The organism is Cupriavidus malaysiensis (assembly GCF_001854325.1).
Taxonomy (GTDB): Bacteria; Pseudomonadota; Gammaproteobacteria; order Burkholderiales; family Burkholderiaceae; genus Cupriavidus; species Cupriavidus malaysiensis.
Genome location: NZ_CP017754.1, coordinates 2,617,673 through 2,637,172, shown reverse-complemented (window position 1 = coordinate 2,637,172; position 19,500 = coordinate 2,617,673). Strand labels below are relative to the sequence as shown.

The following is a 19,500-nucleotide window of genomic DNA, read 5'->3' as shown; positions in this document are numbered from 1 at the left end:
CTCCCGCCCGTCCGGGCATCACGGAATCCAATATGAAACGCTCTCACATTGCTGGGCTGGCCCTGGCCGGCTCTCTGGGGCTGGCTTCGGGCGCGTCGCTCGCCGGCATCACGCTCGACGGTACCCGCGTCGTGCTGGCCGCGCCGAGCAAGGAGGCGTCGGTGCTGGTCCGTAACCGTGCGGCGGCGGACGTCATGATCCAGGCCTGGATCGACGGCGCCGACGACAAGGCGGACGTGCCGTTCGCCATCACGCCGACGCTTGGCCGCCTGGGTGCGGAGAAACAGCAGACGCTTCGCATTCTTTACTACGGCCAAGGGCTTCCCACCGACCGCGAATCGGTCTTCTGGGTCAACGTGCAGGAGATCCCGCAGAAGCCCAAGGACGAGAACACACTGCAGATCGCGCTGCGCCAGCGCATCAAGCTCTTCTACCGGCCTGCCGGCCTGCCCGGCGATGTGGCCAAGGCCCCCGCGCAACTGCGCTGGCGCCTGGTTCCGCACGATGGCAAGGCGCAGCTGGAGGTGAGCAATCCCACCGCATTCCACGTCTCGCTGGCCGGGGTCAAGCTGCACAGCGGCGGCCGTGACTACGAGGCCGCACCTGAAATGGTGCCGCCGGCCGGAACGCGCCGGTTCGAAGTGAAGGGCCTGCCGGCGGGCGCCGCCAACGCGGACGCCAAGGTTCGCTTCGACACCATCAACGACTACGGCGCCATCCAGTCGCACGAAGGCGCCACCGGCAACTGAGGCTGTCGCCTCACAGCCGCCGCCTAACACGCCGCTTCCCCTTGATCTCCGCCACCCCCGTTCATGGATGGGGGGAGAGGGCGCTTTGCGCCCGCCCGCGGAACGGGCTGGGAAGCGAATCACAAGAGAAAACGGTTATGGTCATCGTCAGGAAGGAAGTCATCAGGCAGTCCAGTGAACTCGGCAACGTCGCGCAGATCAGCGTGCCTTGGCTGGTTATGCTCGGGCTGGTGCTGCCCTCCGCGGGCCATGCCGTGGAATTCAACGAGTCCTTCCTGCGCAAGGGTGATGGACCGGTCGCGCTGCACTATTTCGAGAAGGGCAACGCGGTGCTGCCCGGCAGCTACGACGTCGACGTCTACCTGAACCAGTCGCTGACCCGGCGCCACACCGTGCAGTTCAATCCGGATGCCGAAGGCCTGGTCCGGCCCGCCATCCCGCTCGGGCTGCTGCGCGCGATCGGTGTCGACGTGGCCAAGCTGGCGAAGGAGGGTCGCATCCCCGCTGGCACCGATGACAACGCTGCCGTTGACCTGTCCGCGCTGGCGGACGGCGCGGCGGTGGATTTCGAGGCGAACACGCTCTCGCTTTTCCTGAGCATTCCGCAGGCCTATGTGCTGCGCACCGCGCGCGGCTACGTGGATCCGTCGCTGTGGGATGACGGCGTGCCGGCCCTCTACACGGATTACCAGGCCACCTACAGCCGCAATGACGGCAACGGCCAGCACAGCGACTACTATTACCTCGGCCTGCGCAGCGGCTTCAATATCGGCGGCTGGCGCTTCCGCAACGAATCCTCGTTGTCGGGCTCCTCCGAGACGGGCAGCCGCTTCTCCAGCAACCGCACCTACGTGGAGCGGAATTTCGCCAGCCTGCGCGGCAAGGCGTCGGCGGGCGAACTGTACACGCCGGGCGACATCTTCGAGAGCGTGCGCTTCCTGGGCGGGCAGATCGGCACCGACCTGGCCATGCTGCCAGACGGCGAGATGGGCTTCGCACCGACCGTGCGCGGCATCGCCGAGAGCAATGCCGTGGTCGAGGTGCGCCAGAACGGCTACGTCATCTATTCGACGGCGGTGCCGCCCGGCGCGTTCGAGATCAATGACATCTATCCGAGCGGCTCCAACGGCGACCTCGAGATCCGTATCACCGAGGCCGACGGACGCGTGCGCCGCTTTACGCAGCCGTACTCTTACCTGCCGGTGATGGTGCGCCACGGCAGCCTGCGCTATGCGCTGGCCGGCGGCCAGTACCGCGGCGAAGGTTCGTCGCGCCCGAAGTTCCTGCAGGGCACCATGGTCTACGGCGTGTCCGAAGACTGGACGGCCTATGGCGGCATCCAGGCGTCGCAAGACTACGCGGCGGCCAACCTCGGCGTGGGCGTGAACACCCGTATCGGCGGTGTGTCGCTGGACGTGACGCACAGCCGCTCGCGCACGCCCAACGGCACCCGGCAGGGGCAGAGCGTCCGCTTCCTGTATTCGAAGACGGTCAATCCCACCAACACCACCTTCACCATGGTGGGCTACCGCTATTCCACGGACGGCTACCGTACCTTCAGCCAGCACGTGGACGAGACCGACCGCCCCGACGGGCAGGGCTTCCGCCGGCAGAAGAGCCGGGTGGACGTCAATATCAGCCAGCCGCTGTCGAGCGGCTCGCTGTACCTCGGCGTGGGCGACACCAGCTACTGGAGCGGCGACGGCCGCAGCCGGCGCGTGCAGCTCGGCTACAGCAGCAGCTACAAGGACATCAGCTACAGCCTGTCGGTGTCGCATACGCGGGACTCGGGCCTGGCCGCCCGGCCCGAAACGCAGTTCAGTGTGTCGCTCAGCATTCCGCTGGGCAAGGTGGGGCGAACGCATCGGGCCTACGCCAACGCGGTGTCGTCGGTGCGCGGCGACTACAACCTGCAGTCCGGCGTGACGGGCTATCTGAACGATGCCAATACCGTCAACTATGGCGTGCAGGCCGGCTACAGCCGCGACGGCGGCGGTTCGGGCGGCGTCAGCCTGGGCTGGGATACGCCCACGGCCAAGCTGAGCGGCAACGCCAGCCAGAACCGCTTCGGCAGCCACGTCGATGCGAGCGCCTCGGGCTCCGTGGTGTTGCACGGCGGCGGCGTGACACTGGGCCAGCCGCTGGGCGAGACCTTTGCCGTGGTCGAGGTGCCGAAGGTGGCCGGCGTGTCGATGAGCAATTCGCCGTCGGTCCGCACCGACCGCAGCGGCTATGCCGTGGTGCCCTATCTGCAGCCCTATCGCGTGAACTGGCTCAACGTCGATCCGTCCAGCACCGGCGTCGAGACCGAGATCACCGAGAACTCCAAGATGGTGGTGCCCACCCGCGGCGCCGTGGTCAAGACGCGCTTCGAGGCCGAGACGGGCCGCCGCGTGCAGTTCGAGCTGAGCCTGGACCAGGCCGGCAAGGTGCCGTTCGGCGCCCACGCCTATGACGCCAAGGGCAGGCCGCTCGGCATGGTGGACAACCAGTCGCGCCTGCTGGTGTTCGGTATCCAGGACAAGGGCAGCATCGACGTGCGCTGGGGCGACGAGCAATGCACGATCGGCTACGCGCTGAAGCCGCAGAACAAGGCGCTGATGTATGAGCGGCAGGTGGCGAGCTGTGTGCGCGGCGCGATGGTCACCACCGTCAAGTGATCGCCTTCCGGGGCCGCGCATCGGGGGCCTGGGCTGCATCGATGTGCGGCGCTTGCGCACGAAACCAGCGGCGAAATCGACGAGGCTGAACGCAGAACAAGACGCGGCCATGGCACGCGGGAAGATCGGAAAACAAGGAGTCAAGCATGAACAAGGGGAAAATCAAATTCATCGGCGTCGCGATCCTGGTTCTTTTATCCAGCTATGCGAATGCGAAATGCACGGTCAAGACGACCGATAACAAAGAAGTGGATTATCTCGTCGTCACGCTGCCGAAATTCTCTCCGCCTCCATTTGATCCCAATGTCAAGGAGGGCACGGTGATCTTCACGTCGTCGGGGAGCTCGACCGGATCGGGCGGGAGGGCGTATTGCGATTCAACCGTTGGTCTCGTCGGGTATTTCGGTTCGACAAGCGCCGCTCCCGGAAAGTACAACACCTATCCCACGCCGGTTGCCGGAGTGGGGGTTCGCATCAGAGGGGGTATCAATAAGGATGATTGGTGGCCGCAATCGACTGACGGGACCGGTACTGACTATGGGCTGGCCGCAGGGACGGAATTTACCATTGAGCTTGTGAAGACCGGCGATATCACGGCAGCAGGCGTTTTGAGCGGGGAGGTCGGTATGACCTATATCATCCCGCATGAAAAGCAGATCCGCTCCATTGTGACGAATGGCTCGATCAATATCGTTCCGAAAGTTCCGACCTGCAATGTGTTGACCCCGAAAGTGGACGTTGATCTGGGGAAGGCAACAACCAGCGAGCTGAAAAGCGTCGGCGCAACGTCTTCACCAAAATCCTTCGAGGTGCGCCTCCAGTGCTCTGGTGGTAACCCAGGTACGACGACGCAGATGTACATGACGCTGACGGACTCGGCGAACCCCGCTAATCAAACCGATACGCTCTCGCTGGCGTCCGGTTCGAAAGCCAAAGGCTTCGGCATTCAGATCCTGCGTGGTGCTGATGACACGCTGGTCAGTTACGGTCCGGACTCTGCGGCGGCAGACAATCCCAATCAATGGAAGGTCGGCAGCTTCGGCAACGTCAACGTGACCATTCCTTTCAAGGCTCGCTACGTGCGGACTTCCTCCACCGTCGTGCCCGGCACGGCGAATGGCACCGCCACGTTCACCATGAGCTATCAATGAGCGGGCGGGCTTCCTTGCTGAAAGCAGGATCGAATCGGGGACCGGAACGGCATTGCAGCGTGCTGGGGTGACAGGGTCATGTCCGATCGGATGCGGGGAATGGGAGGCTGGCATACGCGCGACAAGCGATGAGCCGTGTACGCGGCGGGACGGTCGGCAGCATCAAAGCGAGCGTTATGCGTGCGTGTTATTGCTTCGTTTCTGGGGGCAAGGGATGACAACAAGAATATTATTGTTTTTTATATTTTCTGCGTTTTCACTTTCCTCTCATGCGGCGGAGATCTGCTGGTCGGTGAGCGGTAGCCCGACCATATCATTTCCTGCGCAAACGGTTTCCAGTGCGGAGGATGCCATGGCCCCGGGGATGGCGGTGTCTTCCGGCGCCACTAACAATTCATTCAGCTACTCGATATTTCAGATCAATGAAAGCCTGACCTGCAATGATAGGTCGGGAGTCAATGGGTCGATCGTCATTCCTGAGACGGTTAAAAAATCCACTGTCACTTATACGCAGAATGGCGTGGAGCATGCCGTCTGGGAGACTAGCGTGCCGGGTATCGGGGTCGCCATGGCGGCCAGGTTGAGCAATACGGCTGATTGGGTCCCGATCAAATCCGCGGAGCAGGATATCGGCTCGCTGAGTTATCCAACGAGCGGGATTTTCTATATAGGTTTGCAGCTCAGGGCAACCTTGGTTTTCACGGGGCGGGTGAAGTCCGGGAGCTATAGCTTCACCATGAGTCCGGTGAATTATATCAAGCAGAAATCGACGTCAAAAGACCTTCTGACGACGACTTTGGGAGTGAAAGGGAACGCTACCGTCAAGGCCGGATCATGCAAGTTGACGAGCGGTGCGAAGCAGACCGTTTCGCTGCCAAAGGTGTCGGCTCACAGCCTGAATCAGCAGAGGGGCGAGTCGGCAGAGTCCTCTGCCCCGTTCTCGCTGGGATTGCAGTGCGATCAGGGCGTGAAGGTCTACGCAACGATGACGGACGCATCGAATCCCGTGAATACAAGCGACACGCTCAGTCTTGGCAAAGGTTCGGGAGCCGGCGGTGTCGGCATCAAGATCTATCGCGAGAAGGCAACGACGCCGGTCAGCTACGGGCCGGACTCCTCGGCGAAAGGGAATACCAACCAATGGTACGTCGATACGGCCGGGGCGAATGGGGCGATCGGGCTTTCCTTTGTGGCCAAGTATGTCAAGACCGGGAAAACCGTCACGCCGGGATCGGTTGAGGCACAAAGTACGATTACTTTCTCTTATCAGTAGTGGCTCCGATCCTGGTGCACACCGCTTCTTCGGCGTCGCCAGTTACGTGCCGAGCTAAATCAAACTGAAGTTCGGGTGTCCCCACGGCCATTCTTGCTAGTCGCCGGCAAGTGCCGTTCACGGCTACAATCCCGCTGACACGGTGGCAAGAACCCGGAGACAGAGGCCGCCAGGCCTGCTGCGTGCCGCCAATGTGAAGCGAACGCTTGCGGTCGGCACCCATGGAAAACGGTCGAGGTTCGAAAGTCCAGAAACTGGCGCAAAGCGCGCTGCGCCTGAACGTTGGCCTGCTGGTCATCCTCCTGCTTGCTTTTTTCTTCCTGAGTACCGCATATTGGGCCATCGCCCGCGTGCTCTGGTTCGAGCAGGCAAAGGCCGCCTTCCATTTCACACGGCTGGTCGGAACGATGCAGGAATACGAGCGATTCCTGCTGCAGTTCACCCGCGCGACCGAACCGGAGTCCAAGCCCTCGTCGCCCGGCGCGCCCGCCGGGCAGCCTGCGGAACTGGCCACGCTGAAGACGATGCCGCGCGGGGAGGTCGATATCTACGAGGGACAGCAGTTCGCTTTCTCCCCCCCGTTTGCCCTGTCCTTGCCCGGCGGCCAGTGGGCGCTGGCGTCGCAGGCGCCGCAAGCGCGCGAGCGCCAGCTCAGGCTGGGGGTGATAGCGGACAGCGTCTACAGCAGCTTCTGGAGCCATTCTCGCTTTCGGGCACCGCAGGTGCTGCTGTTCGACCTGGACAGCGTGGCAGGCATGGCCGTGCCGTCGATCGACGCCAGGCCGGACCTGCCGGTCAGGGCGCGCAAGGGCTTGCTGCGCGTTCTCGACAGCGCCCGCGAGCAGGTGCGCCAGGACCTTCCGTCGCCCGGTGTCCTGAAGGTGCATTGGCAAGTCGACTCCGGCTATTTCGGTGGCAAGGAGCCGGAATTGATGGCCTACCTGGAAGACAGCGTGCCGGACACGCTATGGTGGCAACCGGATGCGCCACGGCGGGTGATCGTTGCCACGGTGCTGGAACTGGATGCCCTGACCGAGGAATTGGGGTGGCGCTACACACCATCCTTCGACCTGCTGAGCCCGGATGGCCAGGCGCTGCTGGGTTCCCGGGAGCGGGTCGAGAAGTATGGCGATGGCGTCCACCTGGCGGCGGGCGGGCTGTTGATCAAGTGCGGCAGTAGTGCGCGCCCGGGCTGGCAGGCCGTCTACTTCATCACCTACAGCGAGCTTTTCCGCCAGCAGCGCTGGGCCATCGTGGCGCTGGTCACGGCATTCCTGACGATCCTCGGCTCCGGTTGGGCGCTGCTGCGCTGGTATCGCCGGCGCGTGGTGGCACCGGCCAGTCAAGCGCACTACACGCTGGAGGAGAGCCACGCCTTCAACCGCGCCATCATCGAGACCGCGCCTGTCGCGCTGTGCGTGCTGGACCAGGGCGGACGCGAGGTCGTCATCCAGAACGCGCTGGCCCAGGCATGGCTTGGCGGCCCGGACGCTATGGTGTCGCTGGTGCGCGACTGGCATCTGATCGAGGCCGGCCGGCTGGTGCCCGGCGAAGCCTGCGTGGTGGCCGGGGGCCTGTCGCTGCACGCGCGCTGGGCGCCGGCGCAGTATGGCGGCGCCAGCGTGCTGCTCTGCGCGTTCCACGACATCAGCGCTCACCGTGAGGCCCTGTCGGCGCTGCGCGGGGCACGCGCCGCGGCGGACGAGGCCAATGCGGCCAAGAGCCGTTTCCTGGCCACCATGAGCCATGAGATCCGCACGCCGCTGTACGGCGTGGTCAGCACGCTGGAACTGCTCGGCCTGACCCCGCTCGATGCACGCCAGCAGGGTTACTTGCACACCATCCGCAGTTCCTCCGATGTGTTGCTGCAACTAATCAGCGACATCCTCGACGTTTCCAAGATCGAAGCGGGCCAGATGCCGCTGGAAGCCGAGGCCTTCGACCCGCAGGCGCTGACCGAGGAGATCCTGCGCGGCTACGCGGCGCGGGCGCAGGAGAAGGGCCTGCAGTTCTACGCTTGCCTGGACGCCGACGTGCCGCAGTCGGTGGTCGGCGACGGCATGCGCATCCGGCAGGTCCTTGCCAATCTTGTCAGCAATGCCATCAAGTTCACCGGCGCGGGCCGCGTCGCCGTGACCCTGCGGCGCGAGCGGGAGGCAGACGACGGCGTGGTGCGCCTGCGCTGGGAAGTGGTCGATACCGGCAGCGGCTTGTCGAAGGCCCAGCAGGAGCGGTTGTTCGAGCCCTTCTATCAGGCTGACAACCAGGCCGATGCCCGCCGCGATGGCCGCGGCAAGGATCGGCCCGCCACCCCTGCCCCGATCGGCGGAACCGGGCTGGGCTTGTCGATCTGCCGCCGCCTGAGCGACCTGATGGGGGGCACGCTGGAGGTGGTCAGCGTGCCCGGCGTGGGGAGCCAGTTTGCCTTCACGGTGCCGCTGGCCGCCGTGCCGCGTTTGCCGGCGCAGCCGGACGCCGCCGTGGCCGTGGCAGCGCGGCCTGTCTGCGTGCGCTCGCCTGCGCCGGATCTGACCGCCAGCCTTTGCCGCTGGCTGGTCTCGCTCGGCTGGGACGCGCATGCGCTGGCGGCAGATGGCGTGCCGGAGCAAGCACCGGGCGAGGGCGGCGCGGACACCGGGAACGCGCTCTTGCTCGACGTGCTGCCGGCGTGGCTGGCGCCGCTGCCCTGGGCCGGAGCGCGCGTGACGGCGCGGCACGACGCGGCCTTGCGGCCCGAGTCCGTCGCGGGCGGCTGGCAAGTCAACCTGCATAGCCGCGCGGGCATCCTGCAGGCCCTGGCGGCAGCGGCCGGGCTGGACCCGGGCCTCCTTCCCGCGGCTGGCGGTGACGATGCCGCGACGCAGCGGCCGCCGCTGGGGCTGCGAGTGCTGGCGGCCGAGGACAACCCGATCAACCGGACCCTGCTGAAGGAGCAGCTCGAGGCACTCGGCTGCACGGTGACGGTGGCGGCCGACGGCGAGGCGGCACTGCGCTGCGCGCAGACGGGGCAATTCGACGTGGTGCTGACCGATGTCAATATGCCGGTGATGGATGGTTATGCGCTGACGCGCGCCCTGCGCGCGCGCGGTGCCTCGCTGCCCATCCTCGGCGTGACCGCCAACGCCATGCGCGACGAAGGCGAGCGCTGCCTGGCCGCCGGCATGGACGCGTGGATGACCAAGCCGATCAGCCTGCTGACGCTCTATGAGCGGCTGCACGCAGCGGCGAAGGCCGCTGGTGCGGCGGTGGCGGCAGCAGGGACAGTGGGGGGGGCAGCGGCAGTCGGGGCAATGGAGTCCGTTGCGGTGGCCGATGGGGCCGATGTGGCCGATGGGGCCGATGTGGCCGATGCGGCAGGAGCGGTAGCGGATGACGCCCTGGACGTGCCCGCCCCCTTGCGCCAGCTGTTCCTGTCCACCATGGCGGAGGACCTGGCCGCCACGCGGGCCGCGCTCGCCAAGGGCGATGCCGTGCTGTTGCGCCAGCTGCTGCATCGCATGCGCGGCGCACTGTCGGTAGCGCGTGGGGCTGACCTCGTGACTGCCTGCCGCGAGCAAGAAACGGCCTTGGCCGAGGGGCGCACGCTGGCCGGCGATGCGCCGCTGCAGGCCTTGCTCGACAGGATAGAGTCCGCCGTCGGTCGGGTGCAGGGCGGCGCACGCCTGTGCTAAGCTTTTTCTCTATACATAGTTAGAAAGATCGGCATATACCCGCAGGAAATTCCTATTCTGCGGAGCCCTGCCGCCCGCCGCCCAGGAATCCTAGACATGAGCCGAATCATCGTCGTCGATGATCACCCGCTGATCCATCTTGCCGTGCGCCTGATGCTGGAGAAGGAAGGCCACGAGATCGTCGCCGAATGCGACAGCGGCACGGCTTGCATCCAGGCGGTGCGCGAGCACCAGCCCGATCTGCTCATCCTGGACTTGTCCATCCCCAAGATGGACGGCTTCGCCGTGATCGCTCACCTGAAGTCCGCGGGCCTGCGCGTCAAGGTTCTGATCCTGACCTCGAGCGATTCGCGCAATTTCGCCATGCGCTGCCTGCAGGCCGGCGCCGCCGGCTTCGTCTGCAAGGACGACAACCTGGACGAACTGGTGGGCGCCGTGCGGGCCGTGCTGTCCGGCTATACCTATTTCCCCGAGGACGCGCTGATCGCCTTGCAGGAGAACGCCAAGGCGGCCAGCGAGGAACAGGTGCAGGTGGCCGCGCTGACCGACCGCGAGCTGTCGGTGCTGCGGCTGCTGGCGCGCGGCTTGGGCAACCAGGAGATTGCCAGGGACCTGCTGATCAGCCACAAGACGGTGAGCACCTACCGGGTGCGGCTGATGCAGAAGCTCAACGTATCGAACCTGGTCGCGCTGGTGGAGCTGGCCAAGCGCAACGGCGTGGCCTGAGCTCCGGCGGGCTGCCTCAGTCCGGCTTGCTGACGCGCAGCAGTTGCGCGTCGAGCGCCTGTGTGGCCGCTTCGACGGCCGCAATGGCGGCGCGCAGTGCCTGCCGCGAAGGCGGCACCGCGCGGCACGCGGCCTGCAGGCCTGAGCAGGCATCGACGAGCTGCGCTGCCCTGAGCAGTTCGGCGGCGCCGCGGATGCGATGGGCGATGCGGCCCAGGGCCTCGGTGTCCGGCTGCCGGCGCAGCCTGGCGAGGGTGCGGCGATCCTGCACATTGGCGTGCAGCATGGCGTCGACCAGCCGCTGCACCAGTGCCGCGTCGCCGCCGGCCAGTTCTCTCAGTTCCCGCGCCATGCGTGGGTCATCGGCGTGTGCCTGCGGCGTGGGCTCGAGCGCAGCCGTCACCGCCTCCCGCGAGTCGGGAACGTCCGGCAGGGCCGGCAGTGCAAGGCCGTCGGCGCCGGCTGCATCAGCCTGCGTATCCGCATTCGTATCCGCATTCGTATCGGCTGCCGGCTGCGCGGGAGCGGGCAGGGCGGCGGCCCCGCCGGGCGTGCGCACTGCCGCGGTGGCCAGCACTTGCTCCAGGCGGTCCAGTCCCAGCGGCTTGACCAGGCAGTCGTCCATGCCCGCCTCGACGCAGGCGGCGATTTCCTCCTTGCGCGCGTCGGCGGTCAGGCCCAGCACCAGGCAAGGTGCGAGCCCGCGCGACCGCTCATCGTCGCGGATCGCCTTGGCCAGCGCCAGCCCGTTCATTTCCGGCATATGGCGATCGGTGATGACCGCATCGAAGCGGTCCTCGTGCCAGGCCTGCAAGGCCTGCCGGCCGTTCTCGACGCAGGTGGTGCGATGGCCCAGGAAGGCAAGCTGCTGGCACAGCAGCAAGCGGTTGACCGCGTGGTCGTCGGCCACCAGTACATGCAGCCTGCGGGCCGGTGCCGGCATCGGCGTGGCCTGCGCGGCGGCGCTCGCGGTGTCCGGCGTCGCGGGCTGGCAAGCCGGCAAGGTCTGCAGGGTCAGTACGACCTCGATGCGCGTGCCGGCACCGGCGGCGCTGTGCATGAGCAGCGAACCATCCATCATTTCGCACAGCGAGCGGCAGATCGACAGCCCCAGGCCGGCGCCGCCATGTGCGGCGCCGTGTTCATCCACGTCGCCGGATGGCGCGACCTGGGAGAATGGCTGGAACAGGCGCGCCTGATCGACCGGCGCGATGCCGATGCCGCTGTCTTCGACCGACAGCTTCACCCGCATCCGTTCGGCACCGGCCGGCTCCCCGCCCAGGTGGATGCGCACATAGCCGTGCGCGGTGAACTTGATCGCATTGCTGACGAGGTTGGACAGGATCTGCTTGAAGCGCATCGGATCCACCAGCACGTCCGCGCCGACACTGGAATCCATTTCCAGCGTCAACGCCAGTCCCTTCTGCCGGGCCGGGCCGTCGAACACGCGCACGACGGATTCGGCGAGGTCGCGCAGGCGGGCCCGCACCGGTGTCAGGCTGAGATGGCCGGATTCGATGCGCACGATGTCCAGGATGTCGCCGATCAGGGCCAGCAGGCCGTTGGCCGACGCATAGGCGGTTTCGATGGCCGCGCGGTCGATCTCGCCCGCGCGGGCGCGGCGCAGCGCCAGTTCGAGCGTGCCGATGACCGCGCTCATGGGCGTGCGGATCTCGTGGCTCATGGTGGCCAGGAAGGTGGTCTTGGCGCGGCTGGCCTGCTGCAGCGCGTCGATCAGGCGGCGCTGGTCGGTGATGTCCTGCCAGCCGCACACCACGCCCTTGAGCGTGCCCGAGGCGTCGCGATAGGGCTGCACCCAATGGTCGATCCAGCGTGCCTCGCCGTGGATGCGCACGGCGAGCTGGCGCCGCTGCGGCTGGCCGTCGGCGATCGCACGCAGGTAGCCGGCGTGGAAGTCGGGGGCGGACTTGAACAGGCTGGCAGGCAGCGCCGCGGCGGTCTTGCCGAGGGCATCGTGCGCGCTGATGCCGAGCACCTCTTCGTAGCGGCGATTGAAGGACAGCAGCCGGCCTGTGCAATCGCGCACATAGACCGGGTCGGGCAGCCCGTCGGTGAAGGTCTGCTGGAACTGCAACTGGTCGCTCAACGCACGTTCGGCGCGCAGCCGCTTGCGTACCTGGCGGCGCAGGTGGAACACCCAGGCGGCGGACAGTGCCAGCAGGGCGACGGCGCCGGCGACGATCCAGGCGATGGTCTGGCGGTAGTCGCGCCAGGTCTGGCCGGTCATGGCGGCGTTAGGGCGCCAGCGGTTGACGATGGATTGCAGCTCATGCGGGCCCGAGGCCAGCAGGGCCTTGTCGAGAATGGACTGCAGCTCGGTGTCGCCGCGCCGCATGGCCAGGCTCAGCGGGGTGCTGTCCGGGCTGATCAGGCCGCTGACGGCCAGCTTGTCGCCGTACAGGCGCGTGATGTAGTAGCGCGCCGCGCCCAGCGACAGCACGGTGGCGTCTGCCTGGCGCTCGGACACCATGTGCAGCGCGTCGAGGATGGTCGACGGCGTGTCGATGGGCACCGAGGGGTAGGCGGCCCGTGCCTGTTGCGTGGCGATGTGCCCGCGCGCGATGGCCAGCCGCTTGGTCGAAGGCGGCTGCAGGGCATCCGGTTCGACCGGCGCGTCCTTGCGCGCGACCAGCACGAAGTAGTCCGAGGTGAACGGCCGCGAGAAGCGCAGACATTCCTCGCGCTCGCTGGTCGGGCTCAGCACGGTGAGGTCGGCCTTGCCGTCGGTGAGGGCGCGTTGCAGGCTGTCGAAGCTGCCGGTGCGCGTGAATTCGAAGCGCAGGCCGGTGCGCAGCGAGACCAGTTGCAGCAGGTCCGCCAGGATGCCGTTGAAGTTGCCGTTGGCATCGAAGAAGGCGACGGGGGCGAGGTCGTCGTTGACGGCCAGCCGCACCACCGGATGGCGGCTGATCCAGCGCCGCTCCGCTTCGTCCAGCTCGACGCGCTGGCCGGGCAGCAGCACGCTGTCGCCGCTCCAGCGCTTGGCGATGCGGTCCAGCTTGCCCTGGCCGAGCGAGGCCAGCGCGCTGTCGACGATGCGCGCCAGCGGCGTGCCGTCGCGGCGCATGCCGAAGCCGAAGCCACTCGGCTCGACGGGCAGGAAGCGCGCCAGCCGCACGTAGTTGAAGAAGCTCTGGCTCACCAGCAGCGAAGCCGACAGCAGGTCGCCGAGATAGAGGTCGGCCTGGCCGAACGCCACCGCGGCCATGGCCTGGGCATGGCTGCGGTAACGCACGAAGCGGGCGTCCGGATAGGTCGCCTGCAGCGCCGGGCCGGACAGGTAGTCCTGCGCCAGGGCCACCGTCAGGCCCGACAGGTCGTCGGGCGGCGCGGCGGCTTCGCCCTGACGCTGGAACAGGGCAGGCAGGTCGGGCGCGTACGGCCGGCTGACCACCAGGCTGCCGTTCGCGCGCGCGGCACGGCCGGCGCTCGCAAGCAGGTCGATGGTGCCGGCTTCCAGGGCCCGCGTGGCCTGGGCGCGGTCGGCGAAGCGGCGGATCTCGATGTCGACATTGAGTTGCTGCCGCAGCAAGGCGGTCACATCTGCCGTGATGCCTTCGTAATCGCTGCCGTGGACGATGTCCAGCGGTGGCTGACCCGGAGCGGGTACGCCGAGCACGAGGCGGCGCTTGTCGCGCAGCCAGCGCCAGTCGTCCGCGTCGAGCGGCACTGTGCGGCGTTCGAGCAGAAGGTGGCTCTGCAGGGACAGGGACGAGGTGTTGTCGTCCCAATCCTGGGCCAGGGCAGGGGCTGGCGCCAGGGCAAGGGCGGCCAGCATGGCGGCGGCGAGTGCCAGCAGCAGCGCAAGGGTGGAGGGCCGGCAGGCGTGCAGCGTGCGCGGCGGCAGGACGCGTCGTTCAGGCATGGCGGGAATCCGGGTCGGCAACGAAGGGCGCCGTGCGCGTTGCGCAGGGCGTGCGGGTGGCGGGAGCGCGGTGCCCGCCGCAGCGGCGATCAGAGCGCGGGCGAAGACGTCCCGCCCTTGGCGCGGGCCGGTGCCGCCAGCGCGGCGGCGCGAGGGGCAAACCGTCGCAGCAGTGCCTCGCGCGCCATCGGCGGCGCCAGGCCGAACCCCTGGCCGATACGGCAACCCATGGCTAGCAGACGCTGCCGCTGTGCCGATGTCTCGACGCCTTCGGCGATCAGTTCAGCGGCCAGTTCGCGCGCCAGCAGCAAGGACGCGCGCGCCACCGCGCGGCTGGCGCGGCTGTGTTCCAGCGCGCGCACGAAGGCGGCATCGAGTTTGATCTGGTCGAAGGGGAACTCGCACAGGCGTGCCAGCGACGAGTGGCCCTGGCCGAAGTCGTCCATGGCCAGCGCACAGCCCATGCGGCGCAGCGCGCGCAGGGTTTCCAGCGCGGCCGGGCCCAGGACGGGAACGCCGTCCGCGTCGGCTTCGACCACCTCGAAGGCGAGGCCCGAGAGCGGCAGGCCCGCCGCCGCGGCGGCGCGGCCGACGTCGTCGGCGAAGCCCGGCCCGGCGAGCTGCTCGGGGCGCAGGTTGAACGCCAGCGCCAGCGCTTGCGCGCGCCCTGACAGCTCACGCTGCAGTGCCAGCCCCTGGCCGAACATGCGTGCGAACAGCTCGGTGAACAGGGCCCGCGAGCTGGCGGGGGCGGCTTCCATGGCCGGCAGGAAGGCGCCGGGCGTCAACAGCCCCAGGCGCGGGTGCTGCCAGCGTGCCAGCACCTCGGCGCCGTGCCAGCTGCCGTCGCGCAGGTCCACCTTGGGCTGGAAATAGGCGACGAACTCGCCGGCGTCAAGGCCGCGCCGGATGTCGTCAAGCGTAGGTGCCGTCGCCGAGGCCAGTGCGGCGGACGGATGCGCCGCCACACTGGCCGGCGGGCACGCGGCATGGCGCGGTGTGGCGTTGCGTGGCGGAAGGGGGCGGTTATAGGAAAGTAGTGAGCGTTGGATAGGCACGGATCAATGCGTTTAGGGAATATGACGACATATTCCTTGGAACAGCTCGTGCCTTCTATGAGACGAATCCGATGGGATTAGGAATGAATCCCGATCGAACGTGGAAAAATCTGAGCCATTGTCGGCTGCCGGCGGGCAGCGCACAGTCGCGCCGGAGATGTGGCGGCGGAAATGATCAAGCAACCGGCTGGGAAGTCGGCAGGGGAATCTGCCGCAGGAAAGAAAAAAGGGGCGGGGAGCCCCTTGTCCAGCCTGGCAGCGCGAGACGGTGCCGCCAGGCTGTGTGCATTACCGCGCGTGTGGCGGCATGCGGGATGGGGAGGCTTACTGGATCTTGGCCTTGTCGCGCAGCGACTTCATCATGGCCTGGAACTGCTCGCGCTGCCAGTTCTGGTCGCCCATCAGCATCTGCTGCAGCTGCGGCTTGACTTCCTCGAAGGTCGGGACCTTGGCGTCGCGCGTTTCCAGCAGCTGGATGACGTGCCAGCCGAACTGGGTCTTGACCGGGGTGTCGGTCAGCTGGCCGTTCTTCAGGCTGGTCATCGCGGCCGAGAACTCGGGCACGTAGCTGCTGCTGTTGGCCCAGTCGAGGTCGCCGCCGTTGGCCGCCGAACCCGGATCCTTGGAGGAGGCCTTGGCCAGGTCCTCGAACTTGGCACCGCCCTTGATCTTGGCGATGATCGCCTTGGCCTCGGCCTCGCTCGGCACCAGGATGTGGCGCACGTGGTATTCCTTGCCGTTGCCGAACTGCGACTTGATCTTGTCGTACTGCTTGCGCAGCTCGGTGTCGCTGGCGCCGTGGGTCTTCACGTAGTCCTCGAACACCGCGCCGGCCAGCACGTTCAGCTTGGCCTGCTCCAGTTGTTCCTGCACGTCGTCGCGCTGGGTCACGCCGCGCTTGTTGGCTTCCTGCAGCAGCAGTTCCCGGTCGATCAGCATGCTGCGGGCACGGTCGCGCAGTTCCGGATTGTCGGGCTGGCCGGTGCTGGCGATCAGCTTGTCCACCTTGGCCGAGGGGATGGCCTTGCCATTCACGACGGCGGCGTTCTGGGCAAAGGCGGGCAGGCTGCCAGCGGCAAGCACAGCCGCCAGGCTGAACGAGAGGACGGAGGTCTTCATGGAATCAGGTCGGAGAGTTGCGTGAATTGCGTGAAGAATCAATCGCGGGAAGAGTCGCGGGATCGGTATTCTTGTTCGGTGTAGGCGGTCACGGCCAGCGCGTGGATCTGCGCCGGGAACAGACTGCGCAGCGCATCATACACCATGCGGTGCCGCGCCACGCGGTTCTGTCCGGCAAAGCGCTCGCTGACGATGGTCACGTGATAATGGCCCCCGCCCGAGGCCGCGCCGGCATGGCCGGCATGCAGCGCGCTGTCGTCGCGCACGGCGAGGTTGGTGGGGGCGAGGGCGGCGCGCAGCAGCGCGTCGAGGGTGGCGGGATCGGCTGCCATGGCTGGAAAGTCTCGGGTGGTTCGCTGCGGCCGCTCAGTCGGGCGTCTTGTCCTGGGTGTCTTCCTGGATATGGCGGGACAGCCAGATGCTCTGCAGCACGATGAACACCAGCATCAGCCCCATGCTGCCGAACAGCTTGAAGTTGACCCAGGCGTCGGTGGAAAAGGTGTAGGCGACGTACAGGTTGAGCACGCCCATGGCGGCGAAGAAACCGGCCCAGGCGGCGTTCAGGCGGGCCCACATGGCCTCGGGCAGCGTGACCTGCTTTTCCATCATGGCGCGGATCAGGTTCTTGCGCCAGCCGATCACCGACCCCAGCAGGGCCACGGAGAACAGCCAGTAGAGCACGGTCGGCTTCCACTTGATGAAGGTCTCGTTGTGCAGCAGCAGCGTGGCGCCGCCGAAGACGGCGATGATCAGCAGGCTGATCCACTGCATCGGCTCGACCTTGCGGTGGCGCGCGAAAGTCCAGGCGATCTGCACCACGGTGGCGACGATGGCCACGCCGGTGGCGGCGTAGATGCCCTGGAACTTGAAGGCGATGAAGAACAGGATGACCGGGAACAGGTCGAACAGGAATTTCATGCAGGCTGGTCAGGATTGAGGATCGGCGCCGGCCGGGGATGGTCCCCCGCCGGCGGTTTCCGCGCTTCCGGCGGTTTCCGTGGCGTCGCCGGGCGCAGGCCCGGCGCTGCAGCAGATCAGCGGGAGGCGTCCGGCGGCGTGGCGCCGGACGGATGGTTCCCGTCGGCTTCCCGCTGCGCCGGATCGCGGTCGTCGAATTTTAGCGCAGCCGAGTTGATGCAGTAGCGCAGCCCGGTCGGCGCCGGCCCGTCTTCGAAGACGTGGCCGAGATGGCTGTCGCATTCCTTGCAGCGCACTTCCACCCGCACCATGCCGTGCGAGCGGTCCGTGTGCTCGGCAATGACCTCGCCGTTGATCGGGCGGAAATAGCTGGGCCAGCCGCAGCCGGCGTCGAACTTGGTGGCCGATTCGAACAGCGGCGTGCCGCAGGCGACACAGTGGTAGATGCCGGAATCCCAGTGGTCCCAGTAGCGCCCCGTGAACGGGCGCTCGGTGGCAGCCTCGCGGGTCACGCGGTATTCGATGTCGGAGAGTTGCTGGCGCCATTCGGCGTCGGTTTTCTTGACGGTCATATGTCGTTCTCCAGGTGCGGCCCGGGCCAGCCGGAGCGCGCCACGATTGGCGGTGTTGCCGGGCGCGCGGGCCCGGCGTCAGCATGAGTCGGACGGCAGGGGCCCGACCTTACAGTCCCGGGGACGGGTTCAGGAGGAGCAGCTTACCTCCAGTCCGGCCGCCCAGTCGGGCGGCAGCGCGGCGTAGGCCTCGGCCTCGGGCTGCTCGTCGAAGGGACGCGACAGCACGGCGAGCAGGCGCTCCACCTCGCTGAAATCCTTGTCGCGCGCGTGCCGGATGGCGGTCTCGGCCAGGTGGTTGCGCAGCACGTACTTGGGGTTGACCGCCAGCATGGCCGCGGCGCGCGCGGCATCGTCGGACTGTTCGGCACGCAGGCGCGCCCGGTACTGATCGGCCCAGGCATCCCAGGCGGCACGGTCCAGGAAGAGATCCCGCACCGGCGCGTCCCGGCTGCCGTCGGCCGACGAGATGCGGCTCAGGTGGCGCCAGAACAGCGTGTAGTCGACGCGTTGCCCGTGCAGCAGCTGGAACAGGCTGGTCAGCAGCGGTTCGTCGTCTTCGTCGCGCTCGCCCAGCCGGCGCAGGCCCAGCTTGGCGCGGTAGAGGCGGAAGAAGGCGCTGGCGTAGCGTTCGCGGAACGGGTCCAGGGCCGCGCGGGCGGCCGCGATGGCGGCTTCCTTGCCGGCTTCCCCGGCTTGCGGGTCGCGCCACAGCGGCAGCAGGGCCTGGGCCAGGCAGTGCAGGTTCCAGAAGGCGATCTGCGGCTGCTGGCTGTAGGCGTAGCGGCCCTGGTTGTCCGAGTGGTTGCAGATGTGGTTGGCGTCGAAGGCGTCGAGGAAACCGAAGGGGCCGTAGTCGATGGTCAGCCCCAGGATCGACATATTGTCGGTGTTCATCACGCCGTGGCAGAAGCCCACGGCCTGCCACTGGGCGACCAGGTCGGCAGTGCGCAGGGTCACCTCGCGCAACAGGGCCTGGTAGGGCTGGGCGTCGTCGCGGCAGGCCGGCAGGAAGCGGTCGATGACGAAGTCGGCGAGCGCGCGCAGCGAGGCCACGTCGTCGTGGGCGGCGAAATGCTCGAAGTGGCCGAAGCGGATGAAGGTCGGCGCCAGCCGGGTCACGACCGCCGCCGTTTCGATGGTCTCGCGCCGCACCGGGGCGTCGGAGCCGACGATGGCCAGCGCGCGCGTGGTCGGGATGCCCAGTGCAGCCATGGCTTCCGAGCACAGGTACTCGCGGATCGACGAGCGCAGCACGGCGCGGCCGTCGGCCATGCGCGAGTACGGTGTCATGCCGGCGCCCTTGAGCTGGATCTCGAGCGGGCCCGCCGCAGTGGCCGCCTCGGCCAGCCGGATGGCGCGCCCGTCGCCGAGCTGGCCGGCCCAGACGCCGAACTGGTGGCCCGAGTAGACCGAGGCCAGCGGGTCGGCCCAGTCCGGCACGCGGTTGCCGACGAAGGTCTCGACGAAGCCGGGCTGGCGTGCGATGTCGGCATCCCAGCCGAGCAGGGCGGCGGCGGCCGGCGCTACCCCTACCAGATAAGGCGAGGGCAGCGGCGTGGGCGCGAGGCGGGTGAAGAACTGCGGCCCGAGCGCGGCGAAGCCGTCCTCGGTGTGCAGCGGCGCAAAGTCGCTGCCTGCGGGTTCGGTGGGAGGGGCGCTCAGGTCCGTGGCCATGGTCTCTCTTGGGGGCGGCGCAGCGGCGCGGGGCCGTGCA

Annotated in this window: 13 protein-coding genes; 6 read left to right on the top strand and 7 right to left on the bottom strand. The window is 67.4% G+C overall.

Annotated elements, in window-relative coordinates:
* Window positions 1–32 precede the first annotated feature (32 nt).
* From BKK80_RS11595 to BKK80_RS11570, 6 genes are all read left to right on the top strand, one after another.
* A complete protein-coding gene (locus BKK80_RS11595; protein WP_071012899.1) occupies window positions 33–749 on the top strand; it encodes a fimbrial biogenesis chaperone in 717 nt (238 codons plus the stop codon).
* A 137-nt stretch (window positions 750–886) separates the two neighbouring features.
* Window positions 887–3,409, top strand: coding sequence for a fimbria/pilus outer membrane usher protein (locus BKK80_RS11590; protein WP_071069490.1), 2,523 nt, complete (start codon window positions 887–889; stop codon window positions 3,407–3,409).
* A 146-nt stretch (window positions 3,410–3,555) separates the two neighbouring features.
* The gene (locus BKK80_RS11585; protein ID WP_167366673.1) at window positions 3,556–4,560 is read left to right on the top strand and encodes a fimbrial protein; all 1,005 of its coding nucleotides are present in this window, start codon (window positions 3,556–3,558) and stop codon (window positions 4,558–4,560) included.
* Between the two features lie 214 nt (window positions 4,561–4,774).
* Complete coding sequence (locus tag BKK80_RS11580) at window positions 4,775–5,833, top strand: fimbrial protein (RefSeq protein ID WP_084545562.1); 1,059 nt, start codon at window positions 4,775–4,777, stop codon at window positions 5,831–5,833.
* A gap of 221 nt (window positions 5,834–6,054) precedes the next feature.
* On the top strand, window positions 6,055–9,504 hold the full coding sequence (locus BKK80_RS11575) for a hybrid sensor histidine kinase/response regulator (protein ID WP_071069486.1): 3,450 nt from the start codon (window positions 6,055–6,057) through the stop codon (window positions 9,502–9,504).
* A 96-nt stretch (window positions 9,505–9,600) separates the two neighbouring features.
* Window positions 9,601–10,230, top strand: a complete 630-nt coding sequence (locus tag BKK80_RS11570; RefSeq protein ID WP_071012892.1) for a response regulator transcription factor — start codon at window positions 9,601–9,603, stop codon at window positions 10,228–10,230.
* A 16-nt stretch (window positions 10,231–10,246) separates the two neighbouring features.
* On the opposite strand, the gene BKK80_RS11565 is transcribed toward BKK80_RS11570, so the two are convergent.
* From BKK80_RS11565 to BKK80_RS11535, 7 genes are all read right to left on the bottom strand, one after another.
* The gene (locus tag BKK80_RS11565) at window positions 10,247–14,116 is read right to left on the bottom strand and encodes a transporter substrate-binding domain-containing protein (protein WP_071069483.1); all 3,870 of its coding nucleotides are present in this window, start codon (window positions 14,114–14,116) and stop codon (window positions 10,247–10,249) included.
* An 89-nt stretch (window positions 14,117–14,205) separates the two neighbouring features.
* Window positions 14,206–15,084, bottom strand: a complete 879-nt coding sequence (locus tag BKK80_RS11560) for an EAL domain-containing protein (RefSeq protein ID WP_071069481.1) — start codon at window positions 15,082–15,084, stop codon at window positions 14,206–14,208.
* Between the two features lie 414 nt (window positions 15,085–15,498).
* Complete coding sequence (locus BKK80_RS11555) at window positions 15,499–16,293, bottom strand: peptidylprolyl isomerase (RefSeq protein WP_071012888.1); 795 nt, start codon at window positions 16,291–16,293, stop codon at window positions 15,499–15,501.
* A 38-nt stretch (window positions 16,294–16,331) separates the two neighbouring features.
* The gene (locus BKK80_RS11550) at window positions 16,332–16,625 is read right to left on the bottom strand and encodes a BolA family protein (RefSeq protein WP_071069480.1); all 294 of its coding nucleotides are present in this window, start codon (window positions 16,623–16,625) and stop codon (window positions 16,332–16,334) included.
* A 34-nt stretch (window positions 16,626–16,659) separates the two neighbouring features.
* The gene (locus BKK80_RS11545; RefSeq protein ID WP_071012885.1) at window positions 16,660–17,211 is read right to left on the bottom strand and encodes a septation protein A; all 552 of its coding nucleotides are present in this window, start codon (window positions 17,209–17,211) and stop codon (window positions 16,660–16,662) included.
* Window positions 17,212–17,327: 116 nt separating this feature from the next.
* Window positions 17,328–17,783, bottom strand: coding sequence for a peptide-methionine (R)-S-oxide reductase MsrB (gene msrB, locus BKK80_RS11540; RefSeq protein WP_071012883.1), 456 nt, complete (start codon window positions 17,781–17,783; stop codon window positions 17,328–17,330).
* Window positions 17,784–17,912: 129 nt separating this feature from the next.
* A complete protein-coding gene (locus tag BKK80_RS11535; RefSeq protein WP_084545560.1) occupies window positions 17,913–19,460 on the bottom strand; it encodes a protein adenylyltransferase SelO in 1,548 nt (515 codons plus the stop codon).
* Window positions 19,461–19,500 lie beyond the last annotated feature (40 nt).

Excerpts from the sequence above, each read along its gene's own strand:
- BKK80_RS11595 (WP_071012899.1), top strand. The coding sequence starts at position 33 with ATGAAACGCTCTCACATTGCTGGGCTGGCCCTGGCCGGCTCTCTGGGG.
- BKK80_RS11590 (WP_071069490.1), top strand. The coding sequence starts at position 887 with ATGGTCATCGTCAGGAAGGAAGTCATCAGGCAGTCCAGTGAACTCGGC.
- BKK80_RS11585 (WP_167366673.1), top strand. The coding sequence starts at position 3,556 with ATGAACAAGGGGAAAATCAAATTCATCGGCGTCGCGATCCTGGTTCTT.
- BKK80_RS11580 (WP_084545562.1), top strand. The coding sequence starts at position 4,775 with ATGACAACAAGAATATTATTGTTTTTTATATTTTCTGCGTTTTCACTT.
- BKK80_RS11575 (WP_071069486.1), top strand. The coding sequence starts at position 6,055 with ATGGAAAACGGTCGAGGTTCGAAAGTCCAGAAACTGGCGCAAAGCGCG.
- BKK80_RS11570 (WP_071012892.1), top strand. The coding sequence starts at position 9,601 with ATGAGCCGAATCATCGTCGTCGATGATCACCCGCTGATCCATCTTGCC.
- BKK80_RS11565 (WP_071069483.1), bottom strand. The coding sequence starts at position 14,116 with ATGCCTGAACGACGCGTCCTGCCGCCGCGCACGCTGCACGCCTGCCGG.
- BKK80_RS11555 (WP_071012888.1), bottom strand. The coding sequence starts at position 16,293 with ATGAAGACCTCCGTCCTCTCGTTCAGCCTGGCGGCTGTGCTTGCCGCT.
- BKK80_RS11550 (WP_071069480.1), bottom strand. The coding sequence starts at position 16,625 with ATGGCAGCCGATCCCGCCACCCTCGACGCGCTGCTGCGCGCCGCCCTC.
- BKK80_RS11545 (WP_071012885.1), bottom strand. The coding sequence starts at position 17,211 with ATGAAATTCCTGTTCGACCTGTTCCCGGTCATCCTGTTCTTCATCGCC.
- msrB (WP_071012883.1), bottom strand. The coding sequence starts at position 17,783 with ATGACCGTCAAGAAAACCGACGCCGAATGGCGCCAGCAACTCTCCGAC.
- BKK80_RS11535 (WP_084545560.1), bottom strand. The coding sequence starts at position 19,460 with ATGGCCACGGACCTGAGCGCCCCTCCCACCGAACCCGCAGGCAGCGAC.